General features: G+C 51.7%; 17 protein-coding genes. 1 reads left to right on the top strand and 16 read right to left on the bottom strand.

All coding sequences use genetic code 11. The annotated features are described in order from the left end of the window. Nucleotides 1-48: 48 nt before the first annotated feature. Complete coding sequence (locus tag HII27_RS07275; RefSeq protein ID WP_185667258.1) at nt 49-801, bottom strand: DeoR/GlpR family DNA-binding transcription regulator; 753 nt, start codon at nt 799-801, stop codon at nt 49-51. A gap of 82 nt (nt 802-883) precedes the next feature. Between HII27_RS07275 and HII27_RS07270 the strand changes: the two genes are divergently transcribed. Next, on the top strand, nt 884-1,471 hold the full coding sequence (locus HII27_RS07270) for an NUDIX domain-containing protein (protein WP_185667257.1): 588 nt from the start codon (nt 884-886) through the stop codon (nt 1,469-1,471). 60 nt (nt 1,472-1,531) lie between these two features. Here HII27_RS07270 and HII27_RS07265 read toward each other — a convergent pair whose 3' ends face one another. The 15 genes from HII27_RS07265 to tdcD form a co-directional block, all read right to left on the bottom strand. After that, on the bottom strand, nt 1,532-2,032 hold the full coding sequence (locus HII27_RS07265) for a hypothetical protein (protein ID WP_185667256.1): 501 nt from the start codon (nt 2,030-2,032) through the stop codon (nt 1,532-1,534). 45 nt (nt 2,033-2,077) lie between these two features. Then, entirely contained in the window at nt 2,078-3,646 is a 1,569-nt protein-coding gene (locus tag HII27_RS07260) for a formylglycine-generating enzyme family protein (RefSeq protein ID WP_185667255.1), read from the bottom strand. 47 nt (nt 3,647-3,693) lie between these two features. After that, nucleotides 3,694-4,908 carry an ABC transporter permease gene (locus HII27_RS07255; protein ID WP_223883165.1) on the bottom strand — a complete coding sequence of 405 codons (1,215 nt, stop codon included), beginning with the start codon at nt 4,906-4,908 and terminating at the stop codon, nt 3,694-3,696. Then, on the bottom strand, nt 4,898-5,623 hold the full coding sequence (locus HII27_RS07250; protein ID WP_185667254.1) for an ABC transporter ATP-binding protein: 726 nt from the start codon (nt 5,621-5,623) through the stop codon (nt 4,898-4,900). Before HII27_RS07250 ends, HII27_RS07255 begins: the two co-directional genes overlap by 11 nt. Next, nucleotides 5,623-7,584 (bottom strand): vWA domain-containing protein, encoded by a 1,962-nt coding sequence (locus HII27_RS07245; protein ID WP_223883164.1) that lies wholly within the window; start codon nt 7,582-7,584, stop codon nt 5,623-5,625. The genes HII27_RS07250 and HII27_RS07245 overlap by 1 nt, the downstream gene beginning before the upstream one ends. Next, complete coding sequence (locus HII27_RS07240; RefSeq protein ID WP_185667253.1) at nt 7,581-8,576, bottom strand: hypothetical protein; 996 nt, start codon at nt 8,574-8,576, stop codon at nt 7,581-7,583. Before HII27_RS07240 ends, HII27_RS07245 begins: the two co-directional genes overlap by 4 nt. After that, nucleotides 8,570-11,278: a virulence factor SrfC family protein gene (locus HII27_RS07235; protein ID WP_185667252.1), complete on the bottom strand. Its 2,709-nt coding sequence runs from the start codon at nt 11,276-11,278 to the stop codon at nt 8,570-8,572. Before HII27_RS07235 ends, HII27_RS07240 begins: the two co-directional genes overlap by 7 nt. After that, the gene (locus HII27_RS07230) at nt 11,278-14,346 is read right to left on the bottom strand and encodes a virulence factor SrfB (RefSeq protein ID WP_185667251.1); all 3,069 of its coding nucleotides are present in this window, start codon (nt 14,344-14,346) and stop codon (nt 11,278-11,280) included. The genes HII27_RS07235 and HII27_RS07230 overlap by 1 nt, the downstream gene beginning before the upstream one ends. Nucleotides 14,347-14,363: 17 nt before the next feature. Further along, on the bottom strand, nt 14,364-15,887 hold the full coding sequence (locus HII27_RS07225) for an SrfA family protein (protein WP_185667250.1): 1,524 nt from the start codon (nt 15,885-15,887) through the stop codon (nt 14,364-14,366). A 50-nt stretch (nt 15,888-15,937) separates the two neighbouring features. Then, entirely contained in the window at nt 15,938-17,080 is a 1,143-nt protein-coding gene (locus HII27_RS07220) for a tellurite resistance domain protein (RefSeq protein ID WP_185667249.1), read from the bottom strand. 114 nt (nt 17,081-17,194) lie between these two features. Next, nucleotides 17,195-17,677, bottom strand: coding sequence for a hypothetical protein (locus HII27_RS07215; RefSeq protein ID WP_185667248.1), 483 nt, complete (start codon nt 17,675-17,677; stop codon nt 17,195-17,197). 90 nt (nt 17,678-17,767) lie between these two features. Further along, a complete protein-coding gene (locus tag HII27_RS07210; protein ID WP_223883163.1) occupies nt 17,768-18,598 on the bottom strand; it encodes a coiled-coil domain-containing protein in 831 nt (276 codons plus the stop codon). A 565-nt stretch (nt 18,599-19,163) separates the two neighbouring features. Then, entirely contained in the window at nt 19,164-20,123 is a 960-nt protein-coding gene (locus tag HII27_RS07205) for a lysozyme inhibitor LprI family protein (protein WP_185667247.1), read from the bottom strand. 230 nt (nt 20,124-20,353) lie between these two features. Beyond that, nucleotides 20,354-22,648, bottom strand: a complete 2,295-nt coding sequence (gene pflB / locus HII27_RS07200) for a formate C-acetyltransferase (protein WP_185667246.1) — start codon at nt 22,646-22,648, stop codon at nt 20,354-20,356. Between the two features lie 29 nt (nt 22,649-22,677). After that, on the bottom strand, nt 22,678-23,886 hold the full coding sequence (gene tdcD / locus HII27_RS07195) for a propionate kinase (protein WP_185667245.1): 1,209 nt from the start codon (nt 23,884-23,886) through the stop codon (nt 22,678-22,680). Nucleotides 23,887-23,890: the final 4 nt, after the last annotated feature.

Here is a 23,890-nt window from a genome sequence, read left to right as displayed (position 1 = left end):
CTTCTCCGGGTTAAAGCCACTTCTGGGAATAAGGTCATTTGCGCCGCGTTACGCGATAACCGACACGTCGTGGCTGGCTAAGGCTGCCGTCAGCGGCGCATCCAGCTCGCCGTCGATAATCAGGGTGCTGGCGAGATTCAGCCCGCCAATCGCAAAGGCGGAAGCGGCGTTAATTTTCTCCTGCGAGGCCATTACGATGGTCTCCGAGGCCCGCTCGCTGAGCAGGCGCTTGACGGCCGCCTCTTCAAAGCTGCCGGTAGTAAAGCCCGCTCGGTGGTGCACGCCGGTCACGCCCATAAAAAACAGATCCGCGTTAATACGGCTGGCCGCTTCGCTCATGGCCGAGCCGGTGGTGACGACGGAGTGCTTGAACAGCGTGCCGCCCAGCAAAATCACCTCAATCGCCGGGTAATCAATCAGCCCGACGGCAACGCTCGGGCTGTGGGTGACCACGGTAAAGGGCAGATCGACTGGCAGCAGCTTGATCATCTCGGTGGTGGTGGTTCCCCCGTCGATGATGACTACCTGACCTGCGCCGATCAGCGAAACGGCTTTCTGGGCAATGGTTTTCTTTGCGTCTATTTGCACGTTTTTTCTTGCTTCGAACGGCGCAATGGCGGCAGAGACCGGCAGCGCGCCGCCGTGGACGCGCTGGAGTAATCCGGCGGCGGCAAGCTCCCTGAGGTCGCGGCGAATAGAGTCTTCCGAAACCTGAAACTGCTGGCTGAGCTCGGTGGAGTGAACCTGTTTATCCCGGGCGAGAATCGCCAGGATCTGCTGCTTTCGTTGGCTGGCTAACATGTTTTTTCTCATGCGTGTTTTTTCTTGATGCTGCACGATTATGCGTGATAGTTTGCAAAATGTCATCGACAGGAGAGAAAAAATGAGCGCTATTGAGCCGTTAGTGAAAAATATTCAGTCGCAGCTGCTTTCTGACGACTGGTACACCCTGAAAAAATACACCTTCGACCTGCGCCGCCGCGACGGCACGTGGCAGCGGCAGAGTCGCGAAGCCTACGATCGCGGCCACGGCGCAGTGGTGCTGCTTTACAACCGCCGTAAGCAGACGGTGGTGCTGACCCGCCAGTTCAGGATGCCGGTATACCTTCATGACGGCTGCGGGATGCTTATTGAGGCGGCGGCGGGGCTGCTGGACAGCGCTTCCCCGGAAGCGCGCATTATTGCTGAAGCAGAAGAAGAAACCGGCTTTCGCATTACGCAAATCGAACCGGTTTTCAGGGCCTTTATGAGCCCAGGTTCGGTGACCGAGAAGCTGTGGTTCTTTATCGCCGAATACCAGGATGAGGATCGCGTTAGCCACGGCGGCGGCGTAGCAGAAGAGGGCGAAGATATTGAAGTGCTGGAGTGGCCGCTACAGCAGGCGCTGCAGGCAGTCGCCAGCGGGGAGATTATGGATGCCAAGACCATTATGCTGCTGCAGTATGTGGCGTTGAATAAGCGGTTGGGGTAGGGCGATTACCGTCAAACGAGAAATAAGGGATGCAGCTATCGCATCCCTTATGGATGTTGATTATTGATTTATAAGGTCAACGACTCGGTCAAATTCACTGTCTTCCTCAGCGGCACGGCTAGAAATAGAACTGCTGCTCTGTGTGCCCACTTTGATGGGTTCTTTACATGCTTTATGGAAGATGGTTTTCCCGCTTTTTGTCACGACTACGCCTGACATATCACCACGTTGCTCTTTATCGTAGACAATATACTCGTAAGGACCTTTGACAATACGGATCCAGTATAAAGAGCCGCCAGAAATCATCCCCGCGTTGTAGTAGGCGGTAACGCCATGCTGATTAGTGACGAGATTGAGCTCTGAAGTTGGTGTCTGCGTTTTCCCCAGAGCGTACCCTGCTGCATCCTGAGCAATAAACGCACTGGCTAATTTATTGTTAGTTAATACGCATTCAAGCGTCAGTTGTTCCTGATCACCTTCGTTATAATGCTCGGCAAAGGCAGTATGGCTAACTGAAATACCACCTAAGATTACTGCAACTATTTTTAGCGCTAATTTCACGGTCGTCACTCCTTAAGCAATATGCGTATTAACGATGGATGAGTGTTAATTACTGCCTTTAATTTTCTTGCAGTTTTCCAGCCAACTGGCGGTATCAATTTTGCCATCAGCCAGATATTTTTGCTGATTCTGCCAGTGAGCCGTAAGGAATGGCTTAAGGCCAGAAAGTCGTTTATTCAGGGTGAGCATTTGATCGAAAACAGATACCTCCTGCTTCAGACCCTCTTGCCCATACAGAGTAGCTGAGTCGACCAGGCTGCTGGCGTAATACCCCGTAAGCTGCTGCAAACGATCGGATTGCTCACCGAGCTTGGTTTTTCGGAGTGCACAGTTGGCATCGCTGCTGTCTTTGTCCTTACACAGCAGTTCATAATTGTGATTCAGGAAGTCCAGAAAACGACCATCATCCTGCAACTTAGTGCAAAGGAAAGAACCTAGGTTAAGGCTTGCACGAATTGACTGTGCTCTTTCTTCCTGTTGTTGCTGGTTGCTGGCACGGAGCTGGTTTTCCAGATCTTTGAGTTTCTTTTTTAGCCCCGCATCTTCTACGCCTGAAGCCAGGCTGCCGAGAGCTTTAGCCGTATCTTTTGACTCGTCTTTATTTTTTTCGGCCCCCTTATTCTCCTCGCCGAGCGTGGACCACTCTTTCTGGAGCGCTTTAACGCGGGCAGGTGAGGTAATGGTTTGAGAAACCAGAACAAGACGCAGACCGGTTGTTTTCCCTGTGGAAGGCTGAGCGCCATCGTAGTAGTTGATTTCTTTACGAGCAGCGCTACGGATCTCTGACTCGTTTGACATCACGCTACCGCCACGGACTACATAGCCACCAGCCTGGCCATGAAGTCTATTTATCTTGTTGAGATAAAAGGGATTGAACATCATCTCAGAGACATTGCCCAGCATATCGTACAGACCGAGAGGGTTGGGATTAAGCAGGCCAACAAGCTGAACTTTACCGTTTGATGACTGTGAGCCGGAGTACCACTCAAAGTTCTTGATGTCATCCATCGGATAGCGCGTATCACGAAACTCGGCGCTGTTGACCTTCAGGCCACCGCGAGCGGCGAATTCCCATTCGGCTTCGGTTGGGAGGCGTAAAAATCCTGGATCGCCATCTTCCACCGGTAATTTATTGAGCGCATTGGTGCGTAACCACTGATTATATTTATCGGCGAGATTAACCGCCTCAAACCAGCTGATATTGGTCTCCGGGAGACTCAGTTTGCGAGATGGTGTTGGGCAGGCGCCACTGGTAAGTGCCTGATATTGCAGTGTTGTTAGTTCATATTTTGCTATTAAATAATAACGACCTTTGTTTTTATTTTTATCTGTAAAACTGCCAGAGATAAAGGTTGGATAGCTGTGTTCAACGACGCCCCAATCCCCGCCATCTTCTCCAAGGGTAATAGGTATATCACCGAGAGGCGTTGATGCTGGGATATCGACGCGGCGAAACACCATTGACCCCTCGCAGGGCATTGGCAAAATAATATCTTCGCTATCCGGTTTCGGGTTATAGGTTTTATCTGCCCAGGGTTCAGCCTGCACGGCAGACATTTTGATGAGCAGAGCAAGCGCCAGCCAGCGCGATAAATGAGAAGGAGTAAAAGCCATGAACGATCTCCGCAAATAATAAATTGCCAGGCAAATAAGGGCTAAGGTTATATTTCGCGCAGACTCTGCGCGGGTTCAATATTAATAGCGCGGTAGGCGCCAATGCTGGCGACCAGCGTAGCGACTACAAGCGTTAGCAATAGCGCTATCAGCGCATGTAGCGGCGTTATCTTACAAAGCATCTGACCCGTTGCCTGGCTTCCGGCCAGGGCACGGTTAAAGACCTGGCTGGCTAAAAAATAGATAGCAAAGCCACCAACGTAAGCCAATATACTCAGCATGCAGCCCTGGATAATCACATAAATACCCACTGCCGAGCGGGTAAAGCCAAGCAGGCGGAGTACCGCGATATGCTTGCGCTTACGATCAACGTTCGCAATAAAGGAACCAACCAGCGAGGCAATACAGCCAACGAGTGCGGTAGCAGCAATGGTATTAAAAATAATGCCAAGCACTCGATTAATGCTTTTTACATTCTCAATATCGGCCAGACGGCTACTGGTTTCTATCCGCTGTGCCCTGAGGTCGCGCTCAAGACTAGCTACCTGGTCAATATCTCGAGCATATAATCTGGCGCGAGCATAGCGTGGTAGTTTATTGGTAAGCGTGGCGCCTCGTGTATTTCCTAGTTCTGCTACTGAATAGCCGTCGCGAAAATGTTCAAGCGCCAGAAGGAGCGGCGTGCGCGTAAAAATGGCAGCACGGTTAAAATAGGTACCAGGCAAAATACCGACGACGGTAACGCTTTTACGCCCTGATTCTGCGCGATCGTCAAGTATCCTGCTGACCCTCAGCGTAACGGTGCTGCCCACGGTTACCGCCAGCTTCCGCGCGGCTTCCTGGGTAATGACCACATCACTTTCCTGGCGGAGCGTCAGCGTTCCTAGCAGGGGATCGCCTTCATCGGTAGGAATGACTTCCGCATTTTCAATAAAATGTGTGCTGTCTGTTTGCAGATCGGCCAGCGTATTAAGCGAGCGCGTTTGCCCGATGGCAAAGCCCACATCAGGGCGTTGCTGTAGATTTTCTATCCAGCGCTGGTCATAACTGCCGCTGCTTAACATGCGAATTTCAAGGTTGCGGGGATCGCGAGTCAGCTCCTCTTGTAGCTGATTTACAATCCCAAAACGCAGGCCGAATAGTAGTAACAGCGGCGCGATGACGGCGACGAGGGAAGATATGATGCAAAAAGAGATGATGCGGTCATGCCACAAATCCTGCATTGCCAGGCGGCCAAGCAGTCCGGCTCGGTTAAAGGACAAAGTAGGTTCCTCGCGGCTCATGCTCCGATGATGCGGTTAACGGTGCGATCTGGGCGGATAAGCAGGGTAAATTAAACTGCTGGACTAGCGGCCAGTCATGGCACACCACCAGCGCCATCATCCCTTCCTGGCGAACTAAATCGATAAACAGGCTAAAGAGTTGCTGTGCGTTGTAAGGATCCAACGCAGCAGTAGGTTCATCTGCTAGCACCAGTGCTGGGCGGTGTAAGATAGCGCGAGCGAAAGCCGTTCTCTGCCTTTCACCAAACGACAGTTGGGTGGGCAATTTCGCCAATAGGGGGGACAGTTTTAGCGCACTAATGATTCGGTCCAGCATCGATTTATCGGGAGTCAGCCCCAGCAGTTTGCACGGTAGCAAGATGTTATCTTTAACGCTCAGATAGGGGAGCAGCCCGCCATTTTGCAGAACAAAGCCAAGCTGGCGGGCGCGAATACCCGCTAACTCGTTATGCTGCTCGTCATCGATCAGTGCGGCAATATTAAACTGCTGAATACCGTCGTTGAGCTCAAAACGTCCTATCTTCTCAGGGCTTAGTAGTAAACCGATGGCCTCCAGCAATGTGCTTTTGCCACAGCCGCTTTCGCCCGTCACCGCCACTACCTGGCCTGGCCGCAGCATCAACTGCGGCAAGTTAACGTGGTGTGCCTGACTGCCCTGGCCGCGAACTATGCGCAGGTTTTCGATGTGCAGCATCAGGGCATCATTTCCAGTGGGATAGGGTAAACGCGATCGCGTGGATCGCTTCCTGGAGCCAGGGCAACCCAGCGATCGACATCGGCGTTATATTTCTGATAGTGGCGTAGTTTAGATGACAGCGTGCGGATAAATTTCTCCTGCGATAAGCCATCCCAACTTTTCCATGTCTCTTCATCGAGATTTAATACGTCGCTCTTGTACGGTAGATCGGCCAGATATTCACCCAGTACGCCGAGATCGCTAATGCGAGCCTTATCCTGTTGTTTTAACTGATTTGGGTCTGTACCCATCGTCGCTGCAACGGTGCGTAACTGCTCGAACATTTTGGTTGGCGAGATCATTCCTTCGTTTGCGGCTTTCAGGATCTGACTCACTGCATCGCTTAAATCGCTTAATTGTCCCTTTGTCAGGAGGACGCGCACGTCGGTCGTTGGGATGTTTTGTTTAATCAGATCGCGGTCGCTAATCCAGGCCTGGAAGACAAGCGGAGCCTCGGTGTTATTGCGTTTTCCCAGATACGCCAGCTGCATAGCATGCCCAATTAGTGCGGTATCCTGGAGCAGTTTCTGTTCTGGTGTGAGCTTCTGTCCGTCATCTTTGGAATACAGTGCGCTACCGATTGCGGCATCGCCCATATACGCGGATTTCACCTGCTGCGTTATGGCTGAAGCCAGAGCATCAACCTGCTGACCAAACATTTTGATGTCGCCCGCATTTACTGCCTGATAAAGGTTGGAATGGGTGCTATCAAAATTGGAGAGATCGCGATACTGACTCTCTGCTTTCGCATGGTTTTCTTTGCCGGATGGCGTTTTTAGGTGCAGCGTATAGATGGCAATGCCGCGATTACCTGCTTCAAGGCGAAGCTGGCTCGCATCCATACCGGTGCCGGAAAGCTTATTGCTACCTTCAATGGCGCCAGCATCGGTAATTAACACAACGTATCGAGCGCCAAATGGGCTCCAGTCTATGCCATCAATTGCTGACATCACGCCGGAATAGGCATCTTCATCGTACAGTGAGCTTGATACCTTCGCTTCTTTGAGGTCGGCAACCTTTTTAAGGAAGTCTGCACCATCTTTTACCTGATTGGGGTCGGCAAAAATCTTTGAACGATACTCCAGACCCGGAACGGCTTTGGTGTTCGAACGATAAGAGACCAGACCAAATTTCACCTGACCTTCCAGGTGCTCTTGTTTGATCTTGTCATAGATCTTATTAACCGCTTCCTTGGTGCGCTCAATGTAGGGTCCCATCGAAATCGTGGAGTCGATAACGAAAACCACCGACGCGTTAAAACCTTTCAACTGATTTACACTGTCTTTTGGTTTTGGTGCCGGATCCGCTTTACTGACGGATGCTACATCCAGTAGGCGAGTGTAGAAGCCATCTTCAGTCATGACCTCTTCAGCTTTCAGGATCGGCAGCAGATAGAACTGCTTTTGCAGATCCACAAAATACTCAGGTTCTTGCGCCTGAATACCTTCGGCATGACCATCTCGCTTTAGCTTAGCGCGCAGCGGTGCCACCAGTGCGACCGGGTCTGGTGCGGAGAGAATATCATCCAGGCTTTTCTTCTCTTTGAAGAAGATCAGGCGGTCACGGTTCGCCGGGTTGGTAAAGGCCAGCGTGAGCTGAATTTTCCAGTCAACGGTGCAGGATTTCGGGAGCCAGCCGATGGTTTTACCATAGCTGTCTGGCCCAACTTTGATCCAGCTTTGCCCTTTATTATCCGACTTTTCATACACGTACAGACTGCTGAATGCAGGCTGGAGCTGACCATTATCATCACCAGCGCTTTTGACAAGCTTACAGCCAGGCGTGGTAAGTACGCGCTGGTATAACGTTTTCTTACCTTCCTGAAGTAGCGGTTTGTCTCCATCGGCAGCAAAAGCGTGCCCGCTGAGTATCAGCCCGCAAAGGGACAGAACGAGGTAACGTGCTGTGTTTCTGATCATTTCCCTAACTCCTCAAGGCGTTGTTTTGCCGTTTGGTTGTTGGGTTCTGTTTGCAGTACCGTTTCGTACCAATAGGCGGCAGTATCTTTATCCGGCGCTTTGAAACACTCGCTTGGCTGGTGGTATTTCGGGTCGTACTCACTCGCATAGACGATGGCGACTTTGGTGTCGCCGCCCTGGGCGCGGTTAGCATACAGACGCTGCGCTACGCCGCATTTCTTCGCGTCTTTTGCTGCCTGGACAATAGCGAGTAGTTTGTCGCTGTCGAGTTTTTCCTGTACGCAGCTTTGGACGAAATCCAGCTCGTTAAGGCTGTTTAAGCTCTCGGTGGTGCAGCCGTTCTGCTCGGTTTTTTCGGAGGTTGATTCAGTGGCTGGAGCTTCTTGCTGAGCCTGTGCTGCTGGCACAACGTCCGGGGATTTATCACGACCCAGGAACCACCACAGTGCACCGGCTATTACCACCAGGGCCAGTACCGACGTACCGATTAATGGCAGACGTGACGGGCTGGGTTTCCGTTGTGTTCGATCTTCGGTATGGAGCACCGGCTCCACCGGATCAGGTTCCACAATGGCTGCGGGGGCTGAAGATGGTTCTGGCGTTTGTAGCATACTGCTGCCGCTGTAGTTACTGGTTTCACCACGAGCATCTGAAGAGAACAGTTCGTCGCGCACCAACTGGAGCGTAGTGCTGCGCTGCTCACCAGAAGCCAACGTTATCTGGATCTGAACCTGGCTTGCAGTAGCCAGCAGCGGATCCAGTAGCGTTGGGCCGATACGGAAACCGCTGCCGTTGGCCAGCGCGTAGCCACCGTTGACTATAAAGATGTGCGGTGCTGGGCTCCAATTACCGTCGGGTTGAAGGTAGTTTTGCTCGTTATTGCAAAGCGTAAAATTCAGCTCCGGCAATAGCGCATTATCGCCACGCAGGCGAACCATCAATTGCGCAGTACCCGGCACTGCTGGTTGGCAGGCGATGATTTTAGCTAGCATGGCATGTTCTCTTGTTTCAATTGGCTGATAATCAGGCCAAGTTGTCGATTATGTTCGAAGGAAATATCTCGGGTGGCGCTATGGCCCGCGTTATCCAGCACGACGCTCATTAGGGCTGAAAGCCAGTCGCCCAGGTAGGTGATACCCGGCTGTGGTGCAACGGCGGCAAGCTGAGGTAGCTCATCGCTGGCCAGCTTCGTCTGGCGTGCGAAGACCTTATTCTTCTCGCCTACATAACTGTTCGGCACATTTTCTGGCGGCAGTGCGAGATAACCAAACCAGGCGATAAAATCGCGCATTGTCAGTTGAGCACGCAGCACCTGGCGCGCCATCAGATGTTCACGGCGGGTTCCCGTTTGTTCCTGACCTGCCAGTGCACGTTTTAGCGTGCCTTCCAGGTCTAAACGCGTAGCGGCAGTGATAAGTTCTTCACAGAGATAGTTGACTAATTCATTACTCAAACCGAGCTGCCGCCACTGGGACATCTGCTGCGGTAATTCGCGCAAGTGAGCCACCCAGGCTTTAAAGGTCTGATGGGCGAACTCATCGTCTTGACCCACTCTTTCCTGAGGTACTGGCGCTGGTGTCTCGCTTGCTGTGGACACTGTCGTCGCAGAGGAAAACGGATCGGTGGCAAATGGATTGTCACCAAATGGGTTGTTGCCAAATGGATTGGCAATAACGGTATTTGCAGTCTGGCTCTCGCTGTTTGACTGTGGTTCCTGGTCGCGGATACTCAGATAGATATTGTTGAGCACGTGGGTTGGCAGATCCAGATGTACCATTACCTCACCCATGCCGTGAGGACAGGCGGATAACCCCTGCCACAGTTCTTTGGCGATGGCTTGCTTTTTGACTATCTGCCCGTCGCCATCTTGTTCGAACCAACGTCCTAACTGGCGGTCTCCTGTGTCCTGACGGCATTGTTCGAGCTGCTGGCGCAAACGTTCCAGCTTAAAGTTCAGATTGGCTACTCCGCGCAACGCCTGGGTCAGACGTGCCATACCGCCATCGTTGAGTTCGAGCATGGCCTGCCAGGAGGCTCGAGGTTCAGCTACATGGCGAATTACGTTTTTGCCACATACGAAAGCGTTGGCCATGGTGTCGAGCACATCACGGTAGCGTTCGGTAACACCCACTTCATTAAGATGTTCCTGGCCTGAATCCCCCTCCACCTGCAGGAACGGATTATCGAGGCCGGGTTTACGCACCAGGAAACAGTTATTGAAGGGTTGATTTGGCGCCCATTGCTGTAGCCAGTCATACTGTGAGAAGCGCTCAAGCAGGGTCATGTGCACCATGCCTTCCATACCTTCTTTCAGTTGGGCTTCTGTATGCTGCAAGCTGTTGTTGATGCGCATATCACACATAGTTATGGCCCAGAACAAGCCCGGCTTCCGCTCTTTGCGCTCCTCGGCACTTTTACCCTGCGTTTTCTCAACCCAACGATTCAGGACCGGGCCTACATCTACGACGTCGCTTTGCTTAGCGGAGCTGGCGCATACGACAAGCGCATTCATCTCCTGGTTATCGGTATAACGCTCGAAAAGATAGGCTACTTTTCCGCGAAGCAGAAGCTGAGAAATCGCGTTAAGCCCATCCCGGCCAGCTTCTTCCAATGCAGTGATCTTCAGACGACCGCGATAGCCTGGGAAATCAAGCAGATCAACATGTTCTACGATGCTGTTCGCCTCAACTTCGGCCAGCGGGAAAATCAGTTCAGTGGTTAATGCAGCCAGCTCGGCTTGGGTTAAGCTGGCGCTGCCAATTTGCTGTTCTTCTTTCCAGTAGCGAATCTCAACGTTGCGATCCTGGCTGGAGCCCAGTCGATTAAGGCTATCAACGTTCATGATGCTGCCGCTGGTGTGATCGGTGAGCGTCTCCAGGGGCGCAAAGACCATCCGGGCATGGTTGAGCTTAGCGAGCACGTTTGCTAATGAACGGTAGGTTTCGGTGAGTGCGGGCTGCTCTCCCCACAGGAGTGAAAAGAGCTCAGCACGTTCACCAGGACTCAATGCAGGTGCAATTTTTAATACCTGCGGCCACCAGGCATGTTCAAGCTTCTCAACTGATTTTTTAAAGGAGGCGTTCAGGTAATCCCACAGAGCCACGACATCTTCCTGATTTACCCCATTGTAGCCCTGGCTTTGCACGGTACGATGCAGGAAAGGGCGTAGGTTTTCATCAATCCGGCTTTGGTCAATCTGGTAGCTAAGCTGCTCATGGTTAAAGTCGTTAAACCAGGCATTCGCCAGGATTTTTGCCAGATCGATTTCGCTGAACAGTCGTAAAGGAACCGGGTAACCGGCGGGGGCCGCCGGGGCCTGACGGGTAAAGCGGGTAACGAGCCCGGTGGCTTCTTTTCCGCCGCCGACGGGGTTAACTTCTTTGATAAAGTTAACGCGGCGTTCTCCATACAACGCTTCCAGTGAGCCGTTGCTGCCCGCAGCTAGTGCTGAAATGAGATATGATTTCCCGGCCTGTGAGATACCAAAAAATCCAACGGTCATTGGCGTTCTGGCAACCTGAGTCAGGCTATTTGCCTGATTGCGGGTGCGAAGCAGAGTCAGGCTGAGCTTGTCGGCTTCGTTATCCAGACGTCGTGAACCACCGCGAACGGTATCCACCCAACCGAGCGCATCGAGGCAACCCTGAGCGATAGCTGCCCAACCTTGAGTGAGAGATTTTTGATCGTTATTCATTATTTTTTAACACTCCCGCTATCGAGCCAGTGTCGGCTATCAATGAGCCCAGTATCCGGCATGGTATTGAGTTCCAGGTCTAAATCACGTTTGCTAAACGATTTATCGGTATTGCTGCTTACGTCGGCGATGGTCAGGAGATCGCTAATCAGCCCTAATTGGCGAGCGCGCTTTCCTTTGTCGATTGTCAGTCTGACTTTGAGGTATGGCGATCCGTTATCTGTAGACGCGGCGGTGGAGAATTTCTTACGACCTTCTTCACTAAAACGCAGCGTGTAGAGCGGCGCAGCCGCCCAGCGCTCGGCATCCAGTTGGCGATAACCCAGACGCAGGTCACCGCGCATGATGATGCTTTGCGTGGTCTTCTCACCGTTTTCATCGGTAATAGCCGGTAGCTTGATCTGTCCATTTTCAGATTCAATATGGCGATATACGATGTCGGCATCACGGATCTGACTGTCCATATCAATGGTGCCGATATGGCGAATAGTTGAGTATGGTTTCAGCGCCGATGTCCGGAAATGGAAGTTCGGAATGCTGTGATTGGCACAGAGCTGGGTCAGCATTGCGCCCACGGAGGCGGTGCTTTTCGGGTCGTCAATCTGACCATTTTTATGGAACGGATACCAGGTTCCGGTCTGATAACCGTGCAGGGGTAAAATACGTCCCGGAGGCAGCGGAAGGTTTCGACGAATGATTGCCTGAATACCCGGCAGTTGTGACGGCCGTCCGGTCAGCAGAAGCAGATCGCAGTTGTAGCAGGCCAGCACTTCACACAGTGCCGTTAAGGCCTTATCAATATTGAATTTGCCTGAACAGAGGTCGCTGTGCAGTCTGGACAGCGGCAGATTAAGCGTGATGTTTTCCAGTTTAAAATCGCTCGGGCCGCCGGCTTTCTGCACTTCACGACGAACAAACCCTTCCACTTCATCGCTTATACAACCCGCAAACAGCAGCTCGCCAACGCGTTGGTTAATCAGGGTATGAGTTTGCTCATCCTGCAGATCATATTGTTCATACTTGCTCAAAATACTCAGCGCGAGAGGAACAAACAATTGCAGGCTGAGCTGCTGACGCAGCACTGCCTCGGCAGCACTAATATTCTGCGAGCCGCACAGCTGAGACATAAGTGTTTCAACGGACATCACACCCGCTTCGCGCAGCGATGCTTCAAATGCAGGAAGAATATAGGATTGAATAACGTCCAGTAGAATATCGTCGCCCGCAATCTTGACGCTGTCACGAAAACGCTGGTGAGGGATGATATGCACGTTGGCACCGCCGCCGGAAAGACCGTTGCGATCGAGATGGTAATCGGTGATCACCAGGTCAGTGGTACCACCACCAATATCGATGGATGCAACCGTGATGCTTTCACGACTGTCGCGGTCAGGGCGGCCAAGCGTATTGAAGAAGACTTCCGGATGACCAGCAAAGTTCTGGTTAATTTCGGTGTAGAGATAGACCAGCTGTGCGCAGGAGGCTTCGTCCCATTCAACCCTGATTTTAGGCAGTGGGATCTTGATGTGCGCCTGGGTATGATCTTCCTGTTCATCCTGGTACGGATCGTTCTCACCGTTGTGCCAGCGTAGCGATTTCCAGACGAGGCCGACGGCCTGGCGCATTCTTTCATCCAGGATGCAGCGTTCAGCCATTGGCATTCCCGGTGGAACGGTCAGAATAATATGTCGCAGCTGGCGTGGAATGCCCGCATGTCCCTGACGGATACGCTGTTCTGGGCTGTTAATCTGGCTAATCGCCTGAGTCAGAACTTCCGACAGCATAAAGGTCATGAGTGAGCTGCGTGAGTAGCGTGGCGTAAAGACGGGAATACGGTCCATCTCATCTTCAATGGTGTGCAGCGCTTCGCCACGTTCATCGATGAGGTTGGCAAACGGTGCTGCGGTTGCTAATGGGTTGCTGTCCTGCACATAGCTGCCGTTAAAACGCCAGCCTTGACCATAATATTTTTCGTCCCAGAGATAGCGTTTCGGGCTGGATAAGCCCGTTGAACCTTCACTGCCTTTACGGCGAGCAGCCAAACGGCTAGCTTCACCGCCAATGCGAGCAATGGTTGGCCATTGGAATGCATCGTGGCGACCGCTGCGCACTGAGCAGTGATCTTTCCCAAAAAATGCCTGTGAGAATTCAACCCGACTTTCAAAGGGATCGGTATAAACGTGTTCTGGCGCGCTGAGATCGCGAAGCTTGAGGACATAATTATGCCGCATGCCTGAGCCAGACTGACCATGATCCTCAATCAGAATACCGCAGGTACGAGAGTTACCCACATCGAGTATCAGATCGACCGCGATGGGTTTAATGGCATTCGTTTCCCGATTTGCAATGACTCTGAACTGCGGCAGTTCAATAACGGGAGCCGTTTGATTTTGCAATCCTTCAACGGGAATCGCCATCAGTGAAAGGAGATTAAGGTAGTGCGCCAGAGGATACTGCATAGCAAGCTCTTGCTCACGTTCGTCAATATCCCGGCCTTTGCTAGCCTCTTTGAACACCTCTTTGAGCCAATCTGCGATCCACTCTTGCGCGAGGTACCAGTTCAGAGCATATGTTGCTGTTGCGACGGCGAAGGTTGCTCCCGCATTGACATCTTCCTGGTTTGGACTGAGGTCGGCGGCTGCCTGCTGCTTGGCCATAATACGCGTGTCGATAGCCAGCGTCATACGATAGCTATGCCCGTCCATATCTGGTTCAGCCAGCTTCACTATACGAAAACGTGCCCAGTTCAGCGGCCCTTCCTGATATACATTTGGCGGGCTAAAGCGCAGCAGGGGAAGCGGCAGCCAGATACCATCAAACAGCTTAAGACTCTGATCAACGGGGATATCGTACTGGCTTTTTGCCTTCTCAATATTTTCAGGCGTCGGTTGATAGAAATAGTAATCACGCTGCTCGTTATAGATTAAACGAGTCAGGATACCATTCGCTAATTTCACAAATTCGCCGGCAGGCTGACGTCCTGGGGATAGACCGAAATCCATAAATTGGATCCCGGAGTCACCGACCAGGGTGATTTGACGGTCAAAAGAAACAATCTCAGGCAACATAGTTATCTCGTCCCTGTTCAGGAATTAGGTTGAAGCATACGGATAGGGAACGTTTTTTCCCCGTCGTTGCTGCCAATACAATCGGCGTGGCCGGCAGCAGGCGATTTGCACTCGATGGTTGGAACAATAAAATTCGAGCCGTCGCTGCATTTCATCTGCTCAGGATTAGTAATGCTAAGCGCCCCTTGCTGTACGTTACCGCTGGCCGGTCCGCTGCAGGTCACGCCGTTGGACTGGCGTACGCTGACGGTGCCATTGCCTTGTGCAAAGTTATATTTCAACTGCAAAGGACGCCCGGTGAGCTTGTCCTGTATGCCGCCATTGACGCGCCATTCACCGTTAAGGAATTGTGCGGGACCATTGGGCAGGGTCGCGGGAAGCGTCAGGGGAGTGCCCTGCACCGGGATTACCGGTGGGGTGGTCACGGGGTCGACGCCAGGGGGGGGCGTTTGTGCATCTGGTGTTTCAGGGGTGACCGAATCCGCAGGGTTAGGCTGCGGACTCGTATTTGCTTCATCCGCGATAGTTGGCGGAGTGGTGGCACTACCCTCGGTATCTGCACCCGTAGACGTCAGTGCAGAGGCGTCTGACGGGAGCGCTGATGCTTCAGCTGATGCAGAGTTCTCTGTTGGCGCTGCGGTCACTATCTTATGGGAATCAACCACTGTACCGTCTACTGCGCCAGGTACGACGGTTGACCCAACGACGGTTTCCACGCTTGGCCGGGAGACTCGCGTTGTCACATCCGGAGACGTGACGTTAGGGGTAGGGATGATAGGGTCCGTAACTGCCGCGGTTTTATCTGTAGAAATGGCCGGTAAGCCAGGAATAGAAACGGATGGCGCACACCCACGCAATAGCCCTAATAGCAGAGCGAGCAATAGCAGTGCAAGGAGTAACCACAGCAACCAACGCCAGTTCCAGCGCCAGCGACGTGTACGTGTCTGCACGTCCATGGCTGAATCGACGACTGGAGCGACGACTGGTTTCGCTGCTTCCTGTAATTTTTCGGCCGCTAGAGGGGCTACCGGAACTGACGATGGGCTCAGCCAATGCATCGGGCTGCGATGCTCTCCTTCTGGGTGAACAAATCCCCAGAAGGTAATCACCAGAATGCCGTTGACGAGGTAAACAAATTCATAGTCAGGGAAGTTGACTACCGACTTTAACAATTGGGCAAAAACGCGACGGTCTCCACCGGTTCCGCTCTGCTCTGTATTGAGCAGCTGTTCGCTGAGCGACTGAACCGCCGTTTGAAACGCAGTAAACTGCTGTCGAGCTGACTCTCGCTCGGCCTCATTTGCGCCGCTCCATGGAATCACATCACCCGGGAAGCTACTGTACCAGTCGGTTCTGTCTCCGCCTTGATCATTTTGCGGAATGGCCAGATGCCGTGCCAGATCTCGACCGGCATCAAGACGATAGATAGCTTCACGTAGCTGGAAGGCCATTTTAAACACCGGATAGCCTGTTTCACCCAGCGCCTTGAATGAAGAGTTATGCCCGGTGCGCAGCAGTGGTCCCTGTATTGAATTTCGCATTATCTAACCCTTTGAAGGCTATGGTTTAATAAAAGCCGCAGTCATGCAGGCTAATTCTTGCTCGCGCCAGGCGTCCAGGTAAAATCCCAGCCATACTGTTTGGCTAGCGACTCCCTGTTAGGATAAAAACTGTCCAGACGCTCCACTTTAATATCGCCATCAATGTTTTTGAGTCGTGCGATGGCCGCTACGTTATTGCGCTGATTGCCATCCGTGAGCGTAGATGTTATCGGCGGCTGATCGGGAACATAGATAGTGATGGTGGCATTTGTGCCTTTCCAGTTATCCGTTCCGCCATAGATGAAGCTGTAAACCAGTACCTCATCGATGTCTTGCCAGTGGCTGCCGTTGATGAAAAGCCATTCTCCATCCTGGTCATTACCTTCGCGTAGATCCTCTTGCAGCATCATGTACGGTGGTTTGTCGTAGCTGCCGAGATATTTACTAAGGGCTTCTGCACCGCCAATTTTTCCGTTTTTAAGGCGAATAAAGGCCGCGATATCGAGGTCGATAGGCTCTTTTTGATTGCCTTGCTGCCAGGTCAGGTTGACCTTAATGCGGCCAAAGTCCTTTCGTTTCACCAGGCTAATAGTGGGATTATCCTGAGTTAATTCAGTGCTGGTGGGAGCGATAACAGGAGCGGCAACGGAAGCAGGCACCTGTGGAATGGGAGCGCGATGCTTTGACCACCACCAGTAGGTACAGGCGAGCAGTATTAAAAGGAGTAGCAGTAATAGCCAGGGGAGAAAACGTCGCCATAGCGAGGGAATTACCGTCGTAGGGAGAGGAGAAAGAGCCTCTTGTTTCACGATGGCCCAGTTGATTAACACGGGTTCTCCGCCCACGCTATAGCAGTTGAGATCGCGTGAATTCGTTAATAGCGTTTGCAGTGTATGCGCTGAGTGCTCATCGCCTTGAGCGGTCAATTGGCTGATGAACCCCGCTAAGATCTCTTGATACTGCAGACGTTTTGCTTGTACGGAAGCCTGTTCAGCTTCGCTAAGTGCAGAGAACGTCTGTGCCAGACCCTGGCGCGCAGTCCACCATTCCAGTTGTCCTTCTGAATTACGGCGAGCAGTGGCAAAGAGCAGCCCAAGAGATGGCGGAAGATGACGGTGTATGAGGGCAACCGTTTCTTCATAGATAGCCAGTGTTGCGTCATCAATTGGTGCAGCTGTTGTTAGTCGTTGCATAACCAGAATCGTTGTTGTTGTGAAATAGTAGCGGCGGGTTTTCCAGCACGCATAGTCAGGGTCAGGCCGTCAGTGAAAAGTGGCCTATGTTTTAGAGCCACTCGCATTTCACCTTTAGTTAACGGTGTTTGCTTCCTCCAGGACTTTTATATGCTGTCTGGCATCCGCGACTTTTTTCTCAATTGCTGTAATTTCACTGGCGCTGCTGGCCTTCTGCGACTGCTTCTGCAGATCCTGCAAACGCTGTATTTCTTTCTGGCGTTCACTGCTTTTCAGTTTGCTGGACTTAACCTGTGCGAGGGTTTGTGACAGATCGGATTGCACTTTATTTAACCTGGCCCGCTCATCGGCCAACTTTTTATCCAGATCTTGCTGTCGATTTTGGGTATAAGTTTGCTGCTGCTTAGCTGACTCGTTTTGATATTGGCTGAGTCGAACTTGCTGTTCTTTTTGATCGACCTGTTGGCGATAGCCGCCAGACGTTGCGCAGCTTAGCTTGGTTAAGAAACTTGGATCTTGTGCATGTAAGTCGCAGTCCTGAGGTGAAGTAGTGCAACCCGTCAGTACGATAGCTGCGAGAAGTAAGTATTTTCTCATCGAATAGTCCATGAATAGCGTCAAATTAAGACGGCTTAATATCGATAAGCCGTCTACTAAAAAACCGATATAGATGTCGGTTAATTGCTGTTATCCCAGAGAAATGGCCTGGCGCTGTTCGTACAGGTCGTTAGTCTCTTTTTCCAGGTCGGCAATTTTGCTATTCAGGGTTGCGTATTCTTTGTTCAGGCTAGCAAGCTTAGCCTTGTCAGCATCGGTCGTGGCTGTCTGTCCCTGTAAGGCAGTTTTATAGGCGGCATCTTTGTCCTTCATGCCTTTCATCGTTTCTTTCATTTTGCCGATGTTGGCATCAATTTGGGCTAGCTGGGTCTTGGCGCTGGCTTTATCAAACCCGGCCTTATCCTTTTCAATGCTGATACGCGTTAAGGTTGCCTGGTTATCGTTGATAACTTGTTTCATCGCGAAGGTTGATTTATCCACTGCCACAGTATCTTTATTGATATCTGTATTCATTGCCTGAAGGCGATCTGCGGTTGTTGCATAATCTTTTTTCAGGCCATCAAGATAGTAGTTGGCTGTCATACCAGCTGCACACCCGGCTGCTCCACCGATTGCGGCACCAGCCAGCGCTTTTTTACCGTCACCAGCGAGAGCGCCGACTAACGCTCCCAGCACTGCGCCTGCTACCGCGCCTGTACCACAGCCCTGTGCACCTGATGCGCTAAAAAATTTGGCCTGTTCAGTGGTGTTCAGTCGAGGATCGGGTTTTGTCCCGGATAGCAGAGAACTGCCAGTATTGGCACAGCCACTCAGCAACAGCGTTACGGAGATTAACAAGCATGCTGTATTTCGGTTAAAAGCGTTCACTATTTTTTCCTTAACAAATGAATTAAGTAACAATAAAAAAGCATCATTATGAATAAAATTTAAGCAAGTGATGTTTTGAATTAGTTGAAACAAAATCCTGCATTTTAAAAAAGTTAAAAATATATATTTTATTATCGCAAAAGAGCCTAATAATAAGCTTGGGATTAATACCCATGCGTTACTATCTGCACGAAAACAATAATGAAATGAATTATTTGTTTTTTTTCAATGTGAATTTTTTATTTATCATTTGTGATGTGAGTTCAGGCCGATATTGTTGGGTTTATCACAGCGTACTCGTGATAAATCACCGGTAAAGGCATAAAAAGGAGGGTGTCCCTCTCACAAACATAAAATTTTACTGAAGTATATCTTGTTATTCACGGCGTGAATTTATCTTAACTCTACACGATTGTTTATGCTTGCAGTTAAGGTATTGATTATATAGATTGATCTGCGTCAAAAATCAAATGCAATTTAACAAAAACACCAAAAATGGGAGGTGCATTCATATATTCAGCTTTGTTTTTGACGTTAAGTATTTTGAGTTTTTTTTTGAAAATAGTGCACCTCCCGTTATGCATCTGTGGTGAAGAGGTGAATTGTCACCGTACATGCCTGGATGTTGATTTATTACGACACCAGGCATTCCGTATTTTTATTTTGCGGCGACAAGCTGAGATACTCTTTGCTGTGTCATGTCGTACTGGCATTGGAACATTCTGATGATGTCTGTATCCGAACCCTTAAGTGAAATTTTTCCGCAAATTGATTCTTTATTTCTTATCCACTGTCTTTGCTCAGGCAGCAACGCTTTTTGTCTTGACTGACCAAGTTCATGCCAGGTTGTACTTAGGTTTCTATCGGCTTCCATAAAGCGTTCACGGGCTTCATTTACCGTTAGTTCCTGTTGTGATGGCGCTGCTGTTTGAGCTACTGGCTGAGATTGTGGGGTTGCAGGAGTTTCAGACTGTACGTTTTGCACTTGCGTTTGTGTTTGCTGTTTTAATTGTTCTTTTTTAGCTGCTTGCTCAGCCTGCTGTTCGGCAAGAGCCTGTTGCTGTTTTGCGCGCTGAACTTTTTCCTGCTCAACAATTGGCTGCATTATTGATAGCGTGGAGATAAATGCGGCTCCTGCGGAGGCACCGTTATTGGCTACTGACTTTACAAATACTGTTTTTTTGTCGTCCGTCGGCTGAACGGTGTAGTCAATTTTTGTTGAAAAAGTATTGGCATTCTGTTCCAGGTTGTAGCTCTCCATCGTTTTATCAAAGTTTCGTTGGTAATTTTTGCTGTAAAAATCACTGAGATCATTGTACTCATTAGCATCAATTTTCAGACTGACAGTAGCTGAACATGTTCTTAATGTACTATTTGGGTCTTTGCTGGTCGTAATAATGTTAGATACGGTAAAAATGACTTTTTCCAGCGAGGATCGTTTCATTGCATTTGTCACTGAAGACGGTGCAACGGATTCAGGGGCCGTTTGTTCAAGTGCGAATTTTTGTAATAGCTCTACTAATGTTTGGGTGCTGATGTCGGATGAACATTCAATAGTATCGTCCCCACATCCCGCTAAAACGAAGGCGGGAAGTAGGAGTAGCGCTTTTTTATTCATTTCAGTTTGTGCCTCAAGTGCATCATTATTTTATAAAGGTATCGGCAGATCTATCAGAGACTTGAGATAGAAAGTTGACCCATGATTAAACCGCTAACCGCCAAAACAAAAAAAGGTGCACAACTGTGCACCAAAGGAGAGACAAACACACTTTTTTGTCAACAACACATCGCTTAACTGGCCGCATGTTGCCGCGCGGCCAGCCATGCTATTTCACGGGGCTTCCAGCGTTACAGCGCCTGGGTGAACGTCCGCGAAATCACATCCTGCTGCTGCTCGCGGGTCAGCGCGTTAAAGCGCACCGCGTAGCCAGAAACACGGATCGTCAGGTTCGGATAGTTCTCCGGATGCTGAATGGCATCCAGCAGCATCTCCCGGTTCAGCACGTTAACGTTCAGATGCTGCCCACCCTCGACGTGTGCTTCGTGGTGGAAGTAACCGTCGAGCAGCCCCACCAGGTTGGTTTTCCGTACGGCATCCTCTTTGCCCAGCGCCGCCGGTACGATAGAGAAGGTGTAGGAGATCCCATCTTTGGCATAGGTGAACGGCAGTTTCGCCACTGAAGTCAGCGAGGCGACGGCGCCTTTGCGATCGCGGCCGTGCATCGGGTTCGCCCCTGGTGCAAACGGCGTGCCGCCGCGGCGACCATCAGGGGTGTTACCGGTTTTCTGGCCGTACACCACGTTAGAGGTGATGGTCAGAATGGACTGCGTTGGCACGGCGTCGCGATAGGTTGGCAGCACCTGAATTTTCTTCATAAAGCGCTCAACCAAATCGCAGGCAATGCTGTCCACGCGCTCATCGTTGTTGCCGTACTGCGGATACTCCCCTTCAATCACGAAATCGACCGCCAGCCCGGTATGGTCGCGCACCGGTTTTACCTGCGCGTATTTGATAGCCGAAAGGGAATCCGCTGCCACCGACAGCCCGGCAATGCCGCAGGCCATGGTGCGATAAACGTCGCGGTCGTGCAGCGCCATCAGCGAGGCTTCGTAGCTGTATTTATCGTGCATGAAGTGGATGATGTTCAGCGCACTGATGTACTGCACCGCCAGCCAATCCATAAAGTGGTCGAGGCTCTCCATCACCGTATCGTAGTCGAGGACCTCATCCATCAGCGGTGCCGTTTTCGGGCCGACCTGAATCTTCAGCTTCTCATCCACGCCGCCGTTAATTGCGTACAGCAACGTTTTGGCGAGGTTGGCGCGCGCGCCGAAGAACTGCATCTGCTTACCGATGACCATCGGGCTCACGCAGCAGGCAATGGCGTAATCGTCGCTGTTGAAGTCGGCGCGCATCAGATCGTCGTTCTCGTACTGCAGCGAGGAGGTGACGATAGACACCTGGGCGGCGTACTTTTTAAAGGCCACCGGCAGCGCTTCTGACCACAGCACCGTCAGGTTCGGCTCCGGCGCTGGCCCCATGGTGTGCAGGGTATGCAGATAGCGGAACGCGTTCTTAGTGACCAGCGTGCGCCCGTCCATTCCCATCCCGCCGATCACTTCGGTCGCCCAGATAGGGTCGCCGGAGAACAGGGTGTCGAACTCCGGCGTACGCAGGAAGCGCACCATGCGAATCTTCATAATGAAGTGGTCAATCAGCTCCTGCGCCTGCTGCTCGGTCAGCAAGCCGGCTTTAAAATCGCGCTCAATATAGACGTCGAGGAACGACGCGGTACGGCCGAGCGACATCGCGCCGCCGTTCTGTGATTTCACCGCGGCGAGATAGGCAAAGTAGAGCCACTGCACCGCTTCCTGGGCGTTACGCGCCGGGCGGGAGATATCGCAGCCGTACTTCGCCGCCATCTCCTGCATTTGCAGCAGCGCGCGGCGGTGCTCCGACAGCTCTTCGCGCAGGCGAATGGTCGCTTCGAGGTTCTCACCGCGTTGCAGGTTGGACTGGAGGTCGGCGAACTGCTGTTCGCGTTCGCGTACCAGATACTGAATGCCGTACAGCGCCACGCGGCGGTAGTCGCCGATGATACGCCCACGGCCATAGCCGTCCGGCAGACCGGTCAGCACGCCGGATTTGCGGCAGCGCAGCATGTCCGGGGAGTAGGCATCAAACACGCCCTGGTTGTGGGTTTTACGCAGCTCGGTAAACAGATATTCGAAGTTCGGGTCCATCTCACGACCGTAGGCATCGAACGAGCTTTTGATCATGTTGACGCCGCCGTAAGGGTGCAGCGCGCGCTTCAGCGGCTTGTCGGTTTGCAGGCCGACGATCTTTTCCAGACTCTGGTCGATATAGCCCGCGTCGTGAGCGGTAATGGTGGTGGCAATATTGGTATCGAAGTCGACCGGTGCGTGCGTGGCGTTCTCGATGCGAATGCCCGCCATCACCTTCTCCCAGAGGGCGAGGGTGGCCGATGTCGCTTCAGCAAGGAAGGATTCATCGCCTTCATACGGCGTGTAGTTATGCTGAATAAAATCGCGGACGTTAATACTCTCTTTCCAGTCCGTGCCGTTAAATCCCTGCCATGCTTCGGCGTACAGCTTATCGCCGGTATCGATATTTACCTTCATGGATATTCTCTCTGCTGACTAACCGTTAATTACGCGTATTCGACGCTGGCGCTAATTTCGCCTAAATGAATCGCATCGAGGGCAATCATCTTTTCTTCATTGGTTGGAATAACGCTGCACACCACGCGGGCATCGTGGGTGGAAATAATTCGCTCGCCGTAGGCGTTCGGTAAATTATTTCGCTCGCTGTCGATATTCACCCCCAGCACGGCGAGGTGCTCAATCACCAGGCGGCGAATTAAAACCGAGTTCTCACCAATACCGCCGGTGAAAATAATCCCATCGAGGCGATGCAGCGAAGCCGCGTGCCCGGCAATATGGCGGGCGATACGATGGACGAAGGTTTTGATCGCCAGCTGGGCGCGTTCATGCCCTTCATGCCATGCTTTTTCCAGCACCCGCAGGTCAGAGGAGAGGCCGGAAATGCCGAGCAGACCAGACTCCTTATTCACCACGCGCTCCAGGTCAGCGAGCGTCTGCTGGGTTTCACTGGCAACCCAGGCCATAGCGCCGAAGTCCACGTCACCGCTGCGGGTGCCCATCATCAGCCCTTCGAGCGGGGTCATACCCATAGAGGTATCCACGCTCTGACCGTTACGCACCGCACAGATAGATGCACCGTTACCGAGGTGAGCAACCACCAGGCCGGAGTCCTGCTCTGGCAGGCTAAGCAGGTCATGGGCGCGCTGAGAGACGTAGCGATGCGACGTGCCGTGGAAGCCGTAACGGCGTACGCCCAGCTCTTCAAAATATTTCCACGGCAGACCGTAGAGATAGGCTTCTGGCGGCAGCGTCTGGTGGAAGCTGGTATCAAATACCGCCACCTGCGTGACGCCTGGGAACAGTTGCTGGGCAGACTCAATACCGCTGAGGTTGGCGTAATTATGCAGCGGGGCCAGCGGGGATACTCTGCGGATATTCTCGATGACTTCATCAGTAATAATGGCAGATTCAGTAAAGATATTTCCGCCGTGGGCAATACGGTGGCCAATTAAGGCCATGCTGTCATTTAAATCACGCTTTTCGAGTTCAAAGGCAATCGCCTTTAATGCGCCTTCGTAGCTGTGGTGAGCCAGCGTAGCTGGCTCACCTCCATTTACGGATAAGAACGCATTTTCAGTATTAATACCATCAGCAATACCCGCCATTAATACATCGCAGTTGGTTGCATCCAGTACTGAAAACTTAATTGAAGATGATCCACAGTTAATCACTAATACGACCGGGAATTCATTCATTTTA

This window comes from Kluyvera sichuanensis (assembly GCF_014218705.1).
GTDB lineage: Bacteria > Pseudomonadota > Gammaproteobacteria > Enterobacterales > Enterobacteriaceae > Kluyvera > Kluyvera sichuanensis.
Note: the sequence above shows the minus strand (reverse complement) of the source record. Positions and strands in the feature narration are given on the sequence as shown.